A 16,671-nucleotide genomic window follows, 5' to 3' on the forward strand; every position below is an offset into this window, starting at 1 on the left:
GCGACATAAACGAGACTGCGAAGACGGGACGGGTAAACCGCAACATGGAGCACCTATCTGCGGCGGGCGTCGGCAACGACAGGGCGTTGACAGCCTCACTAGAGAGGATGCCCGAAACGTCCGGGACTACCTTGTGCGCGATCTTGGCATGAAGGCCGCGTCGGTACGGCGCTACATGAACGATGTCCGCGCCGTCATCAATCTTGGCATTACAGAGTTCGGCCTTCGAGACACGATGGCGAACCCCTTCCAGAACCTTCCTATCAGAGGCGCTGAAGCATCGACCACGGCGGCGAGCGATGAGCGGAAGCCAGTCCCCGAGACGATGATAGCTCCCCTTCGGGAGCGCATAGAGGCCCACGCTGGGGAGGACCTGTGGCGCATTTGGCGGATGGTCGAGGGGACAGGATGCCGTCTCGGCGAGGTAACGGGGCTTATGCTCTCCGACGTGGTGCTTGATGCCGCAGTCCCCTACATAAACCTTATCCCCCACCCCCATAGGCGTCTCAAGACAGCGGGCTCTGTGCGGAGGGTCCCGCTGATCGGTGACGTCCTGAAAGCCGCACGGGATGCGGTGAAGGCCGCCGGGAAAGGGCCTGCCCTGTTTGAACGCTATGGCCGCCTTCGGGGCGCGGACGCGGCTTCGCAAATCCTCATGAAGCATGTCCGGACTATCACGGACGACCCGAAGATCGTCGTCCACTCCCTTCGGCACCGCATGGAAGATCGCCTGACGCTCGCCGGAGTAAGCGAGTTCGACCGGAACCTTATCTTGGGGCACTCCAGCGGAGGAATGAGCGAACGGTACGGCGGCCCGGACGCTCGCCTCAAGGTGGCCGAACGCGGGCTCAAGGCGGCGCTGGGTGTTGCGGGCAAGCGCCGATAGGCCTTGCGCTATGTCCCGTGGGGCCGTTTGAGCGGCTTCGAGGGTCGTGGCGGTACAAACTACCGGACGAACCCGAACGGCTAATTCGCCCCCACCGGACACGGATCAAGTGCGGTCAGGCGTGCTCTCGCCCTTCTGCCGCAGCCGCAGCGACAGGCTAATCTCTGACAGTGTGCCGAGAGCAAGAGAAAGAAGTATGGCATAGACGCCCCGATCCAATACACGGGCGGGTGAGGCGCGTCCTGCATATCGTGCCAGCTCATCGGGATTATCTGCGAGCAAGAAAAACAGCACGAGCTGGAGGACACCAAGCACCAAGGCGAGCACGGCTACGATCCGCGCCGAGTAAGTGAACAGCATTTTGAAAAAGCTCCCCGGCAAAATGTGTGAGAGAAGATAGACGGGTGCCGCTGGTGAGGGAAAGCCCCGAGCCGCTCTACTCGTCCCGCCAGATGACCCGCTTTTCCCACCTGATTTCCACGAGCCGCCTGTATCGTATGGTGTGCGCCTGCTCTCCGGTCGGATGAAAGAGCTGGGCGCCCATCCACTCCCTGCTCTTGCATGCTTGGCACCGCACCTTCTCCCGTACCTCGTCAATCGTGACGTTCCCGATCACCTCCCGCAGCTCCGCCGGCTTGTAGCAGCGCGTGATGCTACAGCGAGCGCAGCGGATGCCCGCCACCTGCCCAGCGTCATGGGCATGGGTCAGGGTCCATGCGGCACCTCTCGGCCACTTCTCGGGTTGCTCGGGCATGAACTGAAATGAGGAACGGCGGCGGCTCCGGTCAAGAGGCCGCTTGACAGTTTTGTTCTCATTTCATTCACTGTTGCCCATCAGCGACGAAATCCGACTGCCCAAGGCTGAATATGGCACCCCGCCCGGTGTCCAGCATCATGTCTGCGAGCACGACGGGGGCGCCAAAGACGCCGGCTGGGGCTTTGCCAAGCCGAAGCAGGCACCGCACTGGTTCTGCTTTGAGCTTCGGGCCGAGGGCGATCGTTATCTGTAATGGAGGTGTCAGTGTCCCGCCTGACCATTGCCAGCGAGCTTGAAGCGGCGGCTGACCAGATCGCCGAAATCTCCCGCGCAGATTTGCAGATCATGCTTCGGCGGGCCGGCCTTATGCTGCGAAACGTGACCGGCCTTGTGAGCCAAACCTGGACGAACCCCTATAGCGACGGAGATGGGTCTCTCGAAAGCGGAGCTTGTCAGGCCGGCGCACCGCCACCGAAAGGGCTCGCCAAGACAAGGCCGAATGGCTCCAGCCGGGTCTGCTGGGTCAAGTTCCTGAAGGGTGAGGAGAAGCTACGTCACGCGACGCTGAAGGACTTCCGCGAGGAGAGTTAGGCGACTTCCGAAGCCTCCGGTCGGTTCTGCCGCTCTCCGGCCGCGTAGAGCGTGGAGCAGACTGCCGGCCCGGAGATCAACGGCTCACCTTCCGGTGACGCCGAGATTAACAATGTTCGAGCTTGGTGCTTCGATCCTCGGAACGACCTTGATTAACATTTGTTATAGCACCCATGACCCAATTAGGTTCGCCAATCCCGGTCAGCATCTTGCTCGCGGCTATTAGGTTGCAGGTGGCTCTCGACAAACGAACTAGTGGTCGTCCGGCCATACAGAGCTATGAGCGTGGCAGCCTTAATCCGATCGCGCCGCAAAGCCCAGCACGCCGGTAATCCGATGCGACCCGTTCGGAGGGCCGTGGACGAGGAACAATTCTAATTTGGGGCGGTTCGGGCGTAGCCGGAGTTGAAAGGCGATGCCGCGCGTTACACGCAGAGCCGAGCTCGCTGACTTCCTAAGACGTCACTTCGCTGATGAAGCGTTGCGGCGTCACCTGCGCGAATGGCCCTTCTTCCGGGTCAATCCGAACCTGCCTGATCGGTTGCGAAAACTGCTTGATCGCCTCCCTCGAAAAGGAGAGCGTAGGCGCTAGTTTGCCCTCGGAGCCGACTGACTTAAGCGTTGCCCTCTGCTTTCTCGTGCAGTGCATACGGTACCGGCAGATAAGCGTTAGCCACCACCCAATCGCCCCACTATCGTCCTTCGCTTGCACGCGGTCCCATAGGGCCTGCCGCTTGTTGGCTTTGAAGGTCACGAAGTCACGCCCATGTAGTGGCCCTTGTCAGCCGTGAGCACCATGCTGGCTGGGAGCAGCGCCGTGCCTCCACCACTTATATTGACGAAGTCGTCTAACGCGCCGAGAGTGACCAATGTCGCCATGGGAACCAGCTCGCTGGTATCTCCGTTATAGCCGATGGCCCTTGAAGATGACATTAAAATGGCGGACCGGCACGTCCGGCAAGGCGAGCGACACATTGCCGAGCAGCGGCGACGTATCGGCGAATTAGAACGTCACCACCTGCCGGCCGGCAGAGCCGACGATCTTCTGCAAATCTTCGAAAGCCTACAGTCCTTCCATGAATTCCACCTGTCGCGGCTGCTGGAAAAGGCAGAGCGAGTGAAAGCGGCCCAAAACAGAGATAAGGATCTGATTGCCCGTGCCCGCCGCGCCCTTGCTCGAACCGTCAGAGCATAGGGTACACCACGGCGTACTCGCGGCGGGCGACGCTATCTTCCGGCAGCGCGGCTACAAGATACGATGGGCTGGCTTCTTTCCACCGCGTCGGACCAGTTCAATCCAATGTGAACCATCCGGCCAATGATGCCGCACATCAGGGGAGATCTTACCGGTCCCACAATGGAAGGTAGATGCGTGGAGTGAAGGTTGTTAGGAGTGAGGAAGATATCTCTCCCTCACCCCTTCCCCGTATATCCAGCACCTTTAGTGGCTGCGCTTCAGAGCCACCTTGATACGAGTTCCCGCTACTCGTTCCGCCTCCTCCACCATGATCTCCGCGATGGCCCGCGTCTTCGTGATTGGCGATAAGACAGCATCGTGGATTGGGAGGACGGCGCAGTCCTCCAGCAAAGTCCTTTCCAACACGCCGCATAAGATTTCGCTCTCGCTGTACATCAGCTCATAGCCGATCCCACAGTTCAGGACCGGTGCCAGTAGCGGGTGCTTCCTCAACATAGCTTGCTTGAAGCGGCCCACTGTCCACCCCGTAGGAAGCCCTTGTTCGATGTCCGGGTGCCACTTGCGCATTGTCGTGGCCTTGAAGAGGAAAGCGTTGAAGCCGCTCTTCACAGCGCGTCGTTGCTCGTCAGTGAACTCCTCTGTTCCAGGCAAGTCGTAAGGGCTTCCCTCGGGCGGGGCGGCTCCGACCTTGGCATAGGCGAGCCGGGGGAACATTTGCCCATAGTCGAGTTCCCCGATCCACTGACCTCCAAGCCGAATGTGCCTCCGTTCGGTCCTCCTCATCTGCTGCCAGAAGCCTCCGAAGAGACGGCCGCTGTATGCGAGGTTCAGCGATAGTGCAGTCGGAGGCAGCGTGAACCGCCTTACCAACGTTCGGTCGTGAGTGTCGGTGGGCCGGTTCCCCACATACGCCACCTCGGCAATCGCCAGCCGCTCGTTGAACCTCCTCACCTGTGCGGCCTTCGACGCCGCGTCGTCAGTCTGCGGGATGGCGACATGCTCTCGTCGGCCCCATTGGTCTTTCCGCGTCAGGATCAACGCCGGCAGGTCTGTCCTTCTCTCGAAGTCCGGGCTGCTGATGCCCCTTGATCCCACCTCTGCTGCAAACGCCGCCGTAGGAGCGATTGTAGTGGCGTACCCGGCCTCCTGCGGCTTGGCCACTGTCGCCACTCCAACGGCCTCCAGTGCCCCTAGAAGCGCAGGTAGAGGCTTGCCGAAGCCATCAACCGTCATCCCCACAGTGGCCCGCTTACGGTGGCCCAGTGGCAGCGTAATGCGGCCCTGCTCGGGCGGGAATAGGGCGTAGTGAGCCAGATTGGCGACGATGGTGTCTACAGCGGTCTTGAACGCCTTTGCGTCTGCCGGCCTTCTCTGGCGTTCGCGGGACCCGCTGCGCTTTTCGTGGGCCAAGACAAGCGCCGTGACGTCATCTGCAAGTTCCTGAAGTGGGCCTTGAGTGGTCAGCTCAAAGCGGAACATTTGGTCTCGTGGTGCCTCGGAGCTGGTCGTCACACGAGCTCCCGCAGGGCTTGGTTGATCTCATCGGTCATGGCTTGCTTCCTTTCTTGATCACGTTTTTCGAGTTCGGCGAGTTGTAGACCGGCACCCCCGAAGGCGGCGGTCAGGTCACGGGCTACGATCATGCCCGCCTTGGGACTAAGCTCCCGGTAGACGCGCTCTTGCTTGCCCGTTCGGTGGTCATAGCGAAGGCCCGAGTGCCTACTGGAGAGCGACCGGACCCGCTTCACGAGCTGGAGGCGGAAGGCGGCATCCGACAGGAACCGCTCCGGTCTCTCGCTCCAGAACAGGAACATCGCCATCGCAGTGACGGCTATGTCCCGTGCGGAGCATTCGGCGTCGAGGTTCAGCACCTCATGCGCCGCTTGTCGCTGGTATCGGCTCTGGACGCGGTTGCCAGCGGTGTCCTTTGCCGAGGTAGCCAGAGCAGCCCAACGGGCATCCAAGTGGCCCCAGAGGGGATTGTGGGCATTCTTCGCGATGCGCTCCCGGACGAGGGAGACATAAGGCGCAAGCTCACTCCGCCTGATGGCAGTCTGCTCGACATCGCCCTGGCGCCGTAGTCGGCTCTTGTGTCGCCGACAGTGCGGGCTGAAGCGGGAGGACGTGGGTGCGCCACAGTGTGCAGCGCGACATGTTCGCATTCATTTCTCCTAATATCTGTATCCGCCCCTAAGCACAGAGGGACGGAAGGGTTGAAAACGGCCGGGGACTTCCCGACCATTAATAGGTTGATTTGTGTCTTTGCCGCCGGGTGTCGTCCTGACCTGCCCGGTTCACGGTTTCCCCCTTGGGGATGACCCCTTGGTTCCGCTTCCGCTCCGGAGACTAATCCGGATTGGCGGCTAATGCGGTACTTGCACGTCCGGCAGTGTGCCGGTCTCGGGTGCAAGCCCGCTGCCATTCTATGGTTCGGCCGGGGATCATCGTCTTGCCCCGTACGGTCCCGCTGCCGGCCCCTAGAGGCACGTCAGGCATGGCTGCAATCGACCGGGCTGTTGGGAAGAACAGCCAACTGGTTTGGAAGGGAGGCTCTTGGGGCCGAATGGCCTGCGAGCGGGGTTGGTCTTCAGGGTTCAGCGGCGGGTCAAGCCCACCACTCGGGTATGCGTAAGGCGCATATTGGTCACGGCGACCCCGGTGTCAACGGCCAGACTTCGTATTATTTTCAACGAGATAGGCGCACCAGATACCTAATCTAGTGCTGACCCTTTTGGCGTAAGGCATTCCAAGGCATGTGTGCCCGAACTGGGCCCGAAAAAAGTTGTCGGCGAGGACGATATGCGAGCGGTGTTGGGAATAGATGCGGCTTGGACGGCGGCCCAGCCGAGCGGTCTCGCGTTGGCAGTTGAGGAGCCCGCAGGCTGGCGGTTGCGGGCGGCGGCATCCTCCTACAGCACCTTCTGTGCTCTCACGGAGGCAACAGCCCTACCCGGCTTGGCTGGCGGGGCTTCCGAAGCATTGGAAACGGCCAATGCCTTGGTGGGCTCCCCGGTCGATCTGGTCGCTGTCGACATGCCCCTTTCGCGGACGCCAATTACAGCCCGCCGGGCCAGCGATGATGCGGTCTCTCGGGCCTATGGGCATAGGTGGGCGGGGACACACACACCGAGTGCGATCCGTCCTGGGCCTGTCAGCGACAGGCTGCGGGCGAGCTTCGAGCTGAAGGGCTATGAGCTGCGGACATCTGGGCCGGTGGTGAGCGGCCTTGTGAGGTCTATCCGCACCCGGCTTTGATTGAGTTCGCTTCGGCGGAGCGTCGGCTTCCCTACAAGTTCGGCAACAGACGTAGCTACTGGCCCGACGAGAGGCCCAAGGTCCGGGCGCTCAACATTCAACGTCAGATGAGCGCCATTGCGGCCCTGATGGAAAACGAACTCCGTGGTGTAGCACCGGCGATGCCAGAACTCGATTTCGAGCGTGCGAGCGGCCGAGAGTGGAAAGCATACGAAGACATGCTTGACGCCGTGGTCTGTGCGGCGGTCGGCATTTGCGTGTTGGAAGGTCGCGCCGTGCCCTTCGGCGACGACCAGTCGGCGATTTGGATACCGAAGCCGGGAAGTGCGAAGACGGCGCGGTAGGGACGACCACTGGCGCCTCGCTACCGGCCGACGATCCACCTCACGACTGCAACCGCTCCGCAAAGGCCGTAAAGGGTCATGAAGGTCATTGCCAGCGTGTAAGCCATCTCCGTGCCTCCCTCACATGCCCCAAGCCACAAGCGCCTTCTCGGCCGCCGCAGGGTCTTCCTTGATCCTCAACACCGTCTGGCGCGTAAGCCCTGACGCCTTGGCAACGGCGGACGTTCCTTGCCCTTGGGTCAGCATGTCGGTGACGGCCTGTAGCGCGGCCCTGTCGTAGCTGGGCTTGCGGCCCCTGTAGCGGTCCTCCAGTGCCCTAGCGGCCTCTATGCCTGCCCGCTGGGCCTCTTTCGTGGCCTCGGCCTGCGCCTGGGCGGTTGCCGCCATGAAGGCAATGAGCGCGTCCCTTACGGCTTGCTGCATGGGGTCTTTGGTGGCCCCATCGAACGTCATGGAATTGATCACGGTCCGCACGACCACGCCCTTCCGCATGAACTCGCGAATGGTGTCGCAAACGTCTTGGTAGTTGCGCCCCAGCCGGTCCACCCATCGGACCACCAGCGTATCGCCCCTCCGCAGCATATCCCGGAGCCGCCTCCCTTCGGGGCGCTCGGCAAGCGTCGTGCTGACCCCGGAGACGCCGTGGTCTGCCACCACCTCGTCTATGGTGAAGCCAGCGGCCTCCGCTTGGATCTTTTGGTGCCCGAGCGTCTGGTCAACGGTCGAGACGCGAGCATAAAGAATGGTCTTGGACATGGGCTTCCTCGGTGTCCGTTAGCATGATGTACGCTGACTAGGCTGTCCGTTGATTGATGTCAACCCTAACGGACACTCATTCCGACAGCGGCTCCTCTGTACGCTGGGCTATACCCTTCCGGACACCTGTCATTGTAGTCGCGGCTCTGATACGAGCCGAAGGCGCACATTGGGGGCTTCACATGGATGAGAAGAATTACCGTCAACTCGCGGTTCGGATCGCCGAACAAGCAACACCGGCCCAGAGTGACGCGCTCAAGGCTTGGGCACTGAAGCTTCTCGACATTCGGAACTCGGACCTGCCCGCCCGTCAGAAGGCGAAGAACGCCATCGCGGTGACGGTCTCAAGCAAAGTCATCTGGCCATTCGTGAAGATCGTAGCGTCACAAACCAAAAGCGTTGGCTGGGACAATCGAACCGTCGCCCAGCGTCTGGGGCTCGGTGCTGCCGCTGTCGGCGTTGCCGTGTTCGGTGGCCAAAGTGCGGGCATTGCTGCCCTTGGCGGGGCCATTGGTGTGCCGTTGTGGGTGGTGCTCGGCGCAGGCTCGATGTTCGCACGCTACCTCTACGAAGAACTCGCCCTCCGCTCGAAAGACAGCAGCGGAGCGTCCTACACAGTGATAGATGCCGAGAAGGTTGACAGCCGGAAGCCATAGCCCACGGGGGGTATCGCGCCTCTGCAATTACTCAGTTCGACCCCTCGGATTTTCGGTCATTTTTCGGCGCCCTATAGAAAAAAGACAACCATCTGCGCTAATTGACTTTGAGCTGTGCGCGTATCCGATCTTCTGGATGCGATCGGTTTACGGCAATCAGCCGCCTCTTTTTTGGCAGGGTTCGCGGGGCTACGCTTCCTATGCAGATACTAGATACGTTCTCCGTTTCCAACTTCAAATCGTTCAGTGCACAAACTACTATTGAGGTGCGCCCTCTAACCGTGCTGTTCGGCTACAACAGCGCTGGCAAAAGTTCCCTTCTTAGAACTCTTCCTTTTTTAGGCGACTGTTTTTCTTACAACGGCGACAGTCCGATGGATTTGCGTTCGGATGCAATGCGAGGTGCATCGTTTAAAAATCTCGTATGCCACCGAGGTAGCGGCCCGTCGATTAATTTCTCCCTTTCTTGGAAGGGAGGGGCCGTTAAAAGCATCGATTTCTCGGTTATCGAACTTTCGGACGAAAAACGCATTGTTGTTGAGCGGCTTATTATAACGGACTTCCGCGACCAACGTATAACTTTTGAATGGGATTTAGCAAACGCCAAACTGTACCCAAATCGATACCTCGCATCTATTGATGACAGTCGCTTCTGGTCGGTCGATTTGTTGTTCAAAGGACTTTCTCCCGAATTAGTACAAATTCCGTCGGCAAACGAGAAGGAAGAGTTGCCTGCTGCTCTGAGGGAGGCCATGTTTCTCGTTGAATTTGCTACGAGGCCTTTTTCACGACAGATGACATGGCTAAAGGCCCTCAGGGATGTGCCGCCTCGGTGGGAAGTAACAAGGGGACCGGGCATTAAGATCAAACCCAACGGCGATGGTGCAGTTCAGCTGTTGGCGATGGATGGCCTATCGGGCGGAAAGGCGCTTTCGCTGGTCTCTTCCTGGTACGAAGAAGCTACCGGGCATACCCTTGTTCTCAGGCGAGGTGCGTTCCAAGAAGACGAATTGCTATCAGTGGGTCTCTCGCGTATGGGATCGGCTTTCTCGTCGGCGCTCGCTGACACCGGGGAAGGGATGGCGCAAGTCTTTCCCATTGTTGCCTATCTCGCGCTTTTCGGACTTGGCGATCGAGAGCGCGGCGGGGTTCTTGCCGTAGAGCACCCCGAATTGCATCTGCATCCCGCTGCCCACGGCCATCTTGCAGGTCTCTTCTGTGACGCTGCTCGTCGTGGGATGGTGTCGTCTATCGTTGAGACGCATTCCGAGAATTTCCTCCTCCGCGTCCAACTGGAGATTGCAGAGGGCCGGCTAAATCCAAATGTCGTGGCGCTCTATTGGATTGGCCAAGATGACGGTGGCGCATTCGCCAACAAAATCGAATTCGACAAGCTCGGCCGACCCGTAGGAGACAATTGGCCGCCGGGCGTATTCAGTGAAAACATAGAGCAAGCTCGGCAGCTGGCTGCTGTAAGACGACGCAAGAGCACAGCAGCCCATGAAAATAACTCTTGATGCAACGCTTTTCGCAAATCCTCCGTCCGCAATCCAGCTTTCAGCGATTGCCGGGTATGCTCTGGATGGCCGGCATCGCATACATATCTCTGACGAAGGCCATCCAGACTTTTTGAATTGGCTCGCGGGCCGAACAGCCCAAGAGCGCGAAGAATGGGAACTGTTGCTAGGATTTGGCGCGGCCTTGGACGCGAGAGAGCCGGCACGGCGAGAGGTTCATATCGTTGCAGGGGGCGCTCAGAATTGGGGCCAGAACCCTCCGGCAATAGGTATAGATGTGGCACTCGGCGTACTCAGCAGGCCCTTCAGGATCTACCTTGAGAACGGAATGAACGATAAAGCTTTCATCCTCGGCGTCGCCAGCGATGAATACAGAAAGCGCCTGCTCAAGCTGGAGAATGACGGCTTTTTGGAGTTTGCCAACGGTGGCGGCATCACCACCTTACTTCAGCAAATTCAGCCCATCGTTAATCCTCGGGGAGTTGATTGGCATCGGACTGCGACTTTGATTGATAGCGACGCGCTTCAGCCCGGGGCGCCGAGCCACCAATCCCTGGCCGTGCTCAACTTCTGCGCTCAGCATTCGCTTTGGTGCCATCAGCTTCAGCGGAGGAGCATCGAAAATTATCTTCCAAGAGAGATACTGAGGGGCTGGGCTTACACCGGCAAGGCGCCCCAGAAGAGAAAAGTCTTTGAGGCATTCGTAGGAATGTCGAGCAGCCAGCGAGAGCACTACAACATGAAGACCGGATTTCAGGGGGACGAGGATAGGCAGGGGCCAAACTGTGGTACCCTATATCACAACATCGTTGGGGCAACGAGGGCGTCCTTGATGAACGGATTTGGCAGTCACATAGCCAAGCTCTATTCCTCGGAAGCGATTTCGCAGGATCACCTCAGACGGGACGGGAGCGAAAATGAACTCCGATCCTTGGTAACGGAAATTTTGGCGATGGCGCGTTGAGATGAGAGCCCCTAGTTTCTACAGCGATCCGCATGTTCAGTTTTTGTCCCAGCTGCTTGATGAGGTGGGTGCTGGGATGCTGCAAGTCCCTCGCTTTCAGCGCCCACTCGTTTGGAACTGGGACCGCCGACGCGAACTTTTGAGAAGTATCCGGGATGGCATTCCTATCGGTGCCGTGATGGTTTGGCGGACAGCTACAACCAGTATCGAGTGTTACAATTATCTAGGCCCCTACAAACTGAGGAGCCCCGACCTCAATAGCACCCGAAGCTATCTTCTGGACGGGGTTCAGCGCCTATCCACGTTGTACGGTGCTCTTCACAAGCCGTCCACGGGTTATGCAATGGACTATGCCGATGACTATGTCGAGGATGGAGAAGATTTAATCGTTGATGATGCCGACGGTCCGGATGACTTTGTCGGATCAGACGGAGGATTTAATGTTTTTGTTGACCTGAAAAACATGGACTTTTGCATACCAGAGTACGACGACGTAACCGATTTAATGCCGCTAAACATTGTCTACGATAGCGTTGCGCTCCTCCAGTACCAACGCCGCCTGAGCGTGGCGGGAGAAGACGATCTCATCATCGCCTCCGACGAAATCGCGCGTGCATTCCGAGACTATAAGCTTCCCATCATTCCGATCACCACTGATGACGTCGACATGGCAACTCGAACGTTTCAGCGCATAAACAGTCAAGGAGCCAAGATGAGTGAGGCCCATATGGTCCACGCTCTAACTTGGTCGTCACAATTCGATCTCCGTCGAGAAATGAATGACATTGTTAAAGAGCTTCTCTCAGGATTGGGATGGGGCCACCTTGATGAAGACCCGATCCTCAAAGCGATCAAGGCGGCATTTGGTCTAGACGTATACAAGACAAACGCGCAAGAATTGAGCGACGCGTTAAAGAGCGAACCCACCGTGGTCCGCGAGGTCGTCCAAGCAATTTCTCGGGTAGCTGGCTTCTTGTGGACAGACTGCGGAGTTCCGAGCCCTGATTTTGTCCCGTATGCGCTTCAAATAGTGGTTCTTGCTGAGGCTTTTAGACACAAGCCGGATCAGTCAAACAAGGACCGAGAAAATCTCCGTGCATGGTTCTGGGTAACCACCTATGGAGAGCTCTTTGCAGGAATGAGCGGCGACCGTGTACAGCTAGCATTGGCAGACATGCGGCAGATGCTTTCTTCAGAAACTCCTTGTTGGACTTGGAAACGACCATGGGAAGAGAGGCCCTTGGCCAGAACGTTCGACTTTCGCGCAGCGCGAACAAAGGCGTTGGTCTTCCGGCTTGCCGAGCGGCAAAATCGAGTTCTCGGCAATCTTGCGGGATCAAAGCTGCTAGCTAACAGCGGGAGGAAAGCGGTCGTTCAGGTTGTTCCGTGGGTAAATGCATCACGAAGCACATACTCAAGCCCAGCCAACCGTTTCTTGGTCGCTCCCGGAGAAGCTCCCGCGTTGAAGGAGCGAATTTTAGGCAACAGCTTAACTCAGGTTGATCGCGATTGTCATATGATAGACGATCAGGCCTGTCTTGCGCTCTCTCAAGGCGACTACTCCGGTTTCGCCGAAGCGCGGTTGTGGCGGTTGGAGAGAGAAGAAAGAGATTTCCTTTCCCCGCTTGTGTCTGGGTTCCTTGAACCAAGGCTTGATGTCGTCGATCAATGATGCCGACTTTCAGCGTCACTTTCCTCCGAGAGCGGCTGCGAGGGGCTGCCATTGCTCTTCACCAGCCGCTCCCGCTCAGGATAACTTGAGCCAAGGGTTGCGGGGCAAATGTCCCTTTGGTATTTGATCTTTCGCGGTACACATTTGCACCGCAAGAGGTCCACAACAGCGGAATGCGCCCGCAACATCGGTTCAGGCTAAGCGTTTGTAAAATCAGAGAGAAAGCAGGCTTTCGCTTACGGTTCGATTTTGGTCCCCTAAGCCGCCTCTGGGCCCCATCACCCTCTTCTCTCCGCATTCGCTTTCGCCGAAGCTTCTACGCTGCAGCAAGCAGCTGGTGTTGGCGATCTTTTTGCTAGCGATGGCGCAATTTGGCGGGATTGGGAGCGCTGCGCTGGAGCTGTTACGGCTGCACGCTTGCCAGCCGGTTTAGCCGTGCCCAGTTTCGCCGAGCTTTTCCAGTCTCGCGGACAGCCGGTCAAGGTCAGTTGTGCCCTGGCCGAAAAGGCTCATGGCCCTCATGGCGACCAACTGGCGGTCTTCCTCGCTCTCAAGTCCATGCCTTGAACAATAGCGATGGACAGCTTTTGAGAGGATTTCAAGTTGGGTGGAATCCAAAACACCATGCAGGGACATGCGTGCCTCCTGGCCAGGGGCGAAAGCACGATACCGCTTTCAAGCGTCCGCTTGCCTCACTACTCGGTACGAACGACAAAGGGGTGATACGCCTCTGCGGCTACTCGCGCGCTAACAAATGAGGCCGTGATGAAAATCGCGCCTGAGCGGTTACGTCTTCTTGGGAAGGCGCGCCTGCCGAAGACGCGAAGCTGCGTCGATGCCGATCAAGTCAATGAGCTCGCGTGCTTGGCTGCGGGGATGCCGGTCCCGCGTGGCTGAAATCGCACCCGAAATTCCTTTTCGGTCTGCGACATTCCAGCAATCAAAGAGTTCTCAAGATGAAAATCGGGTTCGCGAGCCCCGGCGGCCCGGCTCGCTTGTCATGTGACAGCCATCATGGAGCCAAGAATATCAATCGGCACTTCGCGAACGTTTTCTCCGCTCCAGGCTTTTCGCCTTTCGGCGAGCGATTCTGAGCTCGCCAAGCGTCGGCTGCCACCACCCTCTCGATCGTTCCGCTGACCCGGCAGGACGCCGCGCCGGCCATGTCTTGATCAGTTCAGCCAAGGTCGGCGGCCGCCACCTCGCCCAAACGGCGCCGAAGCCGGTCTCCATCGACTGTGGGTAGAACGGCGCCAGGTCAGAGGGGTCGGCGAGCTCGCCTGAAATCCCGGTAAAGACAACAATGTCATATTGCACCGTCGCCACGGCGCGACCGAGCGGAGGCAGGTCTTCGGCTGGAACCGGATAGCGCCGGCGCCTGCGTTCGGCATGGCGCAGCCTGGCGGCCTTGTGCTCATCGGAGTGTTTACCAGCCTCCCGTCGGCGTTTCCTCTCCTCCGGCTCGGCGCGCTGGGCGGCTCTTTCGATGCTTGGCCAACGGCGCCGCAGCTCCTCATAAGCTCGAAAAGGCACCCGCCAGACCCGCAGTTCGTCGTCCCAACTCGCCCATGGAACCGCTCGCAGTTCCTCCACCACGGTCTTCGAATAAGGCGTGCGAATGCGCAGGTCGTCCGCGACTTCCAGATAGTGGCTCGACAGTGGATCGAAGGCGAAGGTATCCCGCCCCTTACTGTCGTCATGGACTGCGCGAGCCGCCGTCTCCTGCGCCAGCCAGCGCTCGATCCGCCGCGCCGCCGTTTTTCCGGGCAAGAACCAGCTCCTGCGCTCGTCGCTCCACCTCGCGCGCGGAAACGCAAGCTGGAACCGCTCAACTGCCGCTCGATCGTACGGGAAGCGCGCTTCGGCACCACGAGGCTTCTGCGGTTCAAAATGGGCTTCGGATTTTTCCATCGGATTGCGCTCGCTAGCCCTGCTCGCAAGGAAACGCCGCGCAAGTTCTTTGGGTTCAAGCCACACAGCCGAGACAAGCCGAACTGCTCGAGGAACCGCGAGCGGAAACCTTCCCGGCATTCGACGGTTAATCCGAATCAGGAGAGGTCAGCCCATGGCGAGACGACGTGATGCAGATGAAACAGCGGCGAGCCGGCCCAGAAGGCCACGTTCGCGCCCGCTGAAAGGCGAAGAAACGGAAGTGAACCATATCGTGGAAACGCAAAACATCTCGCCGGCCCAGGCGCGGGAGCTGGTGCGGCGCCACGGAAACGATTGGCGCAAGATCGATGAGGCCGCCAAATCCTACAAGAAAGACAGCTAGTATTCCAAACCAAGTATCGGGGTGACTGCCCGGAGAGATCATCGGCCAAGATAACCGGATGACCAGGATCGCTACTTTCAACGTAAATGGCGTCAATGGGCGATTGCCGGTCCTCCTGAAATGGCTTGGCGAAACCGGCTATGACATCGTCTGCCTGCAGGAGCTCAAGACATCCGATGAGAAGTTCCCTGCCGAGGCGATCCGGCAGGCTGGTTACTGCGCCGTCTGGCATGGGCAGAAATCTTACAACGGCGTAGCGATTCTGGCCCGTGGGAAACAGCCGCAGGAGCGCAGGCGCGGACTGCCAGGCAACCCGGACGATACGCACAGCCGCTACATCGAGGCCGAGGTGGATGGGCTGGTGATCGGCTGCATCTATCTGCCGAACGGCAATCCCGCGCCCGGACCTAAATTCGATTACAAGCTGGCGTGGTTCCAGCGTTTGATCAGCTATTCCCAGACCTTGCTTAAAGAGGAAACGGTCCTGTGCGGCGATTACAACGTGGTGCCAACCCCGATTGATGCGGTGGTGCCGGCGCGCTGGTTGGGCGATGCAGTGTTTTTCCCGCAGAGTCGTGACGCTTACGCCGATTTGCTGAAGATGGGCTGGACGGATGCGGTTCGGCAGATCCATCCCGAGAAGGGGGTCTACACCTACTGGAACTTCTCCTACCGGGGCGGCTATGACCGGAGCTCCGGCCTGCGAATGGACCATCTCCTGATCAGTCCGGCGCTTTCAAACCGGCTGCGAGGGGCGGGCGTCGATGCTGCGGTAAGAGCTTTGGAAAGGCCAAGCGATCATGCCCCGGCGTGGATCGAGCTGACCTGGCCTGGAAAGCTCGACTGAGGTTCCGATGGCCTGCCCAGGAGCGGCATCAGCCCGAGCGTATCACGCCGGGCTCATCGGTCTGTTCGTGGGCTTGTCCGACAGCTTGGGGCGCGGCCACAAGGTCCTGGAATCCGATCGTGGCGACCAGATACCCCGCTTCGTCGTAGATTCTCGTAACCCACGATGTCGGGTCGACGCCTTCGACAATCCCATCGAGCATCGCCTCCTTAGCCGCGCGTTTCGCCTCGGCCTTGGCGGCATCCAAATTTTCCATGTCGACCTGGATGGCCGGCTGCGCCGTACTTTCGATGAACTCAAAACGGAACTTCGGCATTGGTTTCTCCATTTGGCGCCGCCGGGAGCGGATCGGGCGGGCTCTCAATCTTGCCGTTGCTGGAAGTTTCGTCTCCGAGCACTGTTTCCGCGATGTATTGCTTGAGATCGCCGACTTCGTCGCCGATATCCTCAGCCAGTATTCCCAGGCCTTCGGCATCGGCGATGCATTGTTCGGCGAGCTTCTCGGCGGCGATTTCGGCCGGGATTGCAGCTGCGGCTTCCGCCTTGTGCTCGTCGATCCATTCCCCGACGAAATGTGCGGTCTTGTTCACGATGATATCCGGTTCCTGAGCGGAAACCGTGTCAGCGTCAGTTGGCTTCGTGTCCATGTCTAAACCCGCCCTCTAGGATCCTTCTTCAACGCCGATTGCCTGCGAAGGATGCAGGCGTTGGTCGAAAGTTGTTATAGCTTCAGGCTTGCACTTCGGACACCCGGCTCAAGGCTGGAACCTGCGTCAGGATCAACAGTTCTTGAGCATGGCAAATCACCCGATAACGAGTTTCCTCACCTCAATCGGCACTTTATCGTCCCGTCCCGCCGCATTCCTGGTGCTGCTGGCCCACGCAGCACTGTGTGTCGTTTTCGATCGCCGAAGTCTGAATTGGTATGGGGCGGCCACCCTGGCGCCTCCAGC

At 59.1% G+C, this 16,671-nt stretch carries 19 protein-coding genes; 11 read left to right on the forward strand and 8 right to left on the reverse strand.

What is annotated here, in order from left to right; genetic code table 11:
* Positions 1-148: 148 nt before the first annotated feature.
* Positions 149-886, forward strand: a complete 738-nt coding sequence (locus tag CK215_RS21995) for a tyrosine-type recombinase/integrase (RefSeq protein WP_095832139.1) — start codon at positions 149-151, stop codon at positions 884-886.
* 105 nt (positions 887-991) lie between these two features.
* On the opposite strand, the gene CK215_RS22000 is transcribed toward CK215_RS21995, so the two are convergent.
* Positions 992-1,246, reverse strand: coding sequence for a hypothetical protein (locus CK215_RS22000; RefSeq protein ID WP_095832140.1), 255 nt, complete (start codon positions 1,244-1,246; stop codon positions 992-994).
* A gap of 437 nt (positions 1,247-1,683) precedes the next feature.
* Here CK215_RS22000 and CK215_RS22010 point away from each other — a divergent pair, with 437 nt between their 5' ends.
* From CK215_RS22010 to CK215_RS22025, 3 genes are all read left to right on the forward strand, one after another.
* On the forward strand, positions 1,684-1,896 hold the full coding sequence (locus tag CK215_RS22010) for a hypothetical protein (RefSeq protein ID WP_141245509.1): 213 nt from the start codon (positions 1,684-1,686) through the stop codon (positions 1,894-1,896).
* Positions 1,897-1,907: 11 nt separating this feature from the next.
* A complete protein-coding gene (locus CK215_RS31855) occupies positions 1,908-2,234 on the forward strand; it encodes a hypothetical protein (protein WP_245418759.1) in 327 nt (108 codons plus the stop codon).
* Between the two features lie 913 nt (positions 2,235-3,147).
* Positions 3,148-3,429, forward strand: a complete 282-nt coding sequence (locus tag CK215_RS22025) for a hypothetical protein (RefSeq protein ID WP_095832145.1) — start codon at positions 3,148-3,150, stop codon at positions 3,427-3,429.
* A 246-nt stretch (positions 3,430-3,675) separates the two neighbouring features.
* On the opposite strand, the gene CK215_RS22030 is transcribed toward CK215_RS22025, so the two are convergent.
* Both CK215_RS22030 and CK215_RS22035 read right to left on the reverse strand, forming a co-directional pair.
* On the reverse strand, positions 3,676-4,911 hold the full coding sequence (locus tag CK215_RS22030) for a hypothetical protein (protein ID WP_095832146.1): 1,236 nt from the start codon (positions 4,909-4,911) through the stop codon (positions 3,676-3,678).
* A gap of 29 nt (positions 4,912-4,940) precedes the next feature.
* On the reverse strand, positions 4,941-5,303 hold the full coding sequence (locus CK215_RS22035) for a hypothetical protein (protein WP_141245510.1): 363 nt from the start codon (positions 5,301-5,303) through the stop codon (positions 4,941-4,943).
* A gap of 1,380 nt (positions 5,304-6,683) precedes the next feature.
* Between CK215_RS22035 and CK215_RS31860 the strand changes: the two genes are divergently transcribed.
* A complete protein-coding gene (locus CK215_RS31860; RefSeq protein ID WP_245418760.1) occupies positions 6,684-7,031 on the forward strand; it encodes a DUF429 domain-containing protein in 348 nt (115 codons plus the stop codon).
* A 120-nt stretch (positions 7,032-7,151) separates the two neighbouring features.
* On the opposite strand, the gene CK215_RS22045 is transcribed toward CK215_RS31860, so the two are convergent.
* Positions 7,152-7,787, reverse strand: a complete 636-nt coding sequence (locus CK215_RS22045; RefSeq protein ID WP_095832148.1) for a recombinase family protein — start codon at positions 7,785-7,787, stop codon at positions 7,152-7,154.
* Between the two features lie 182 nt (positions 7,788-7,969).
* Here CK215_RS22045 and CK215_RS22050 point away from each other — a divergent pair, with 182 nt between their 5' ends.
* The 4 genes from CK215_RS22050 to CK215_RS22065 all read left to right on the forward strand — a co-directional run bounded on the left by CK215_RS22050 (position 7,970) and on the right by CK215_RS22065 (position 12,596).
* On the forward strand, positions 7,970-8,443 hold the full coding sequence (locus CK215_RS22050) for a hypothetical protein (protein ID WP_095832149.1): 474 nt from the start codon (positions 7,970-7,972) through the stop codon (positions 8,441-8,443).
* Positions 8,444-8,643: 200 nt separating this feature from the next.
* Complete coding sequence (locus CK215_RS22055; protein ID WP_095832150.1) at positions 8,644-9,960, forward strand: AAA family ATPase; 1,317 nt, start codon at positions 8,644-8,646, stop codon at positions 9,958-9,960.
* The gene (locus tag CK215_RS22060) at positions 9,944-10,924 is read left to right on the forward strand and encodes a hypothetical protein (protein ID WP_141245511.1); all 981 of its coding nucleotides are present in this window, start codon (positions 9,944-9,946) and stop codon (positions 10,922-10,924) included. Before CK215_RS22055 ends, CK215_RS22060 begins: the two co-directional genes overlap by 17 nt.
* A 1-nt stretch (position 10,925) precedes the next feature.
* On the forward strand, positions 10,926-12,596 hold the full coding sequence (locus CK215_RS22065) for a DUF262 domain-containing protein (protein WP_095832152.1): 1,671 nt from the start codon (positions 10,926-10,928) through the stop codon (positions 12,594-12,596).
* 429 nt (positions 12,597-13,025) lie between these two features.
* Here the strand turns inward: CK215_RS22065 and CK215_RS22070 are convergent, their stop codons facing one another.
* Complete coding sequence (locus CK215_RS22070; RefSeq protein ID WP_095832153.1) at positions 13,026-13,232, reverse strand: hypothetical protein; 207 nt, start codon at positions 13,230-13,232, stop codon at positions 13,026-13,028.
* Between the two features lie 393 nt (positions 13,233-13,625).
* The gene (locus CK215_RS22075) at positions 13,626-14,507 is read right to left on the reverse strand and encodes a hypothetical protein (RefSeq protein WP_095832154.1); all 882 of its coding nucleotides are present in this window, start codon (positions 14,505-14,507) and stop codon (positions 13,626-13,628) included.
* Between the two features lie 154 nt (positions 14,508-14,661).
* On the opposite strand from CK215_RS22075, the gene CK215_RS22080 reads away from it, so the two are divergent.
* Positions 14,662-14,871, forward strand: a complete 210-nt coding sequence (locus CK215_RS22080) for a hypothetical protein (protein WP_066993812.1) — start codon at positions 14,662-14,664, stop codon at positions 14,869-14,871.
* A gap of 58 nt (positions 14,872-14,929) precedes the next feature.
* Complete coding sequence (xth, locus tag CK215_RS22085; RefSeq protein WP_095832155.1) at positions 14,930-15,718, forward strand: exodeoxyribonuclease III; 789 nt, start codon at positions 14,930-14,932, stop codon at positions 15,716-15,718.
* Between the two features lie 28 nt (positions 15,719-15,746).
* Here xth and CK215_RS22090 read toward each other — a convergent pair whose 3' ends face one another.
* Both CK215_RS22090 and CK215_RS22095 read right to left on the reverse strand, forming a co-directional pair.
* Complete coding sequence (locus CK215_RS22090; protein ID WP_066993818.1) at positions 15,747-16,034, reverse strand: hypothetical protein; 288 nt, start codon at positions 16,032-16,034, stop codon at positions 15,747-15,749.
* Positions 16,015-16,365 (reverse strand): DUF768 domain-containing protein, encoded by a 351-nt coding sequence (locus CK215_RS22095; protein ID WP_095777394.1) that lies wholly within the window; start codon positions 16,363-16,365, stop codon positions 16,015-16,017. The genes CK215_RS22090 and CK215_RS22095 overlap by 20 nt, the downstream gene beginning before the upstream one ends.
* Positions 16,366-16,671: the final 306 nt, after the last annotated feature.

This window comes from Mesorhizobium sp. WSM3864, assembly GCF_002294955.1.
Classification (GTDB): Bacteria; Pseudomonadota; Alphaproteobacteria; order Rhizobiales; family Rhizobiaceae; genus Mesorhizobium.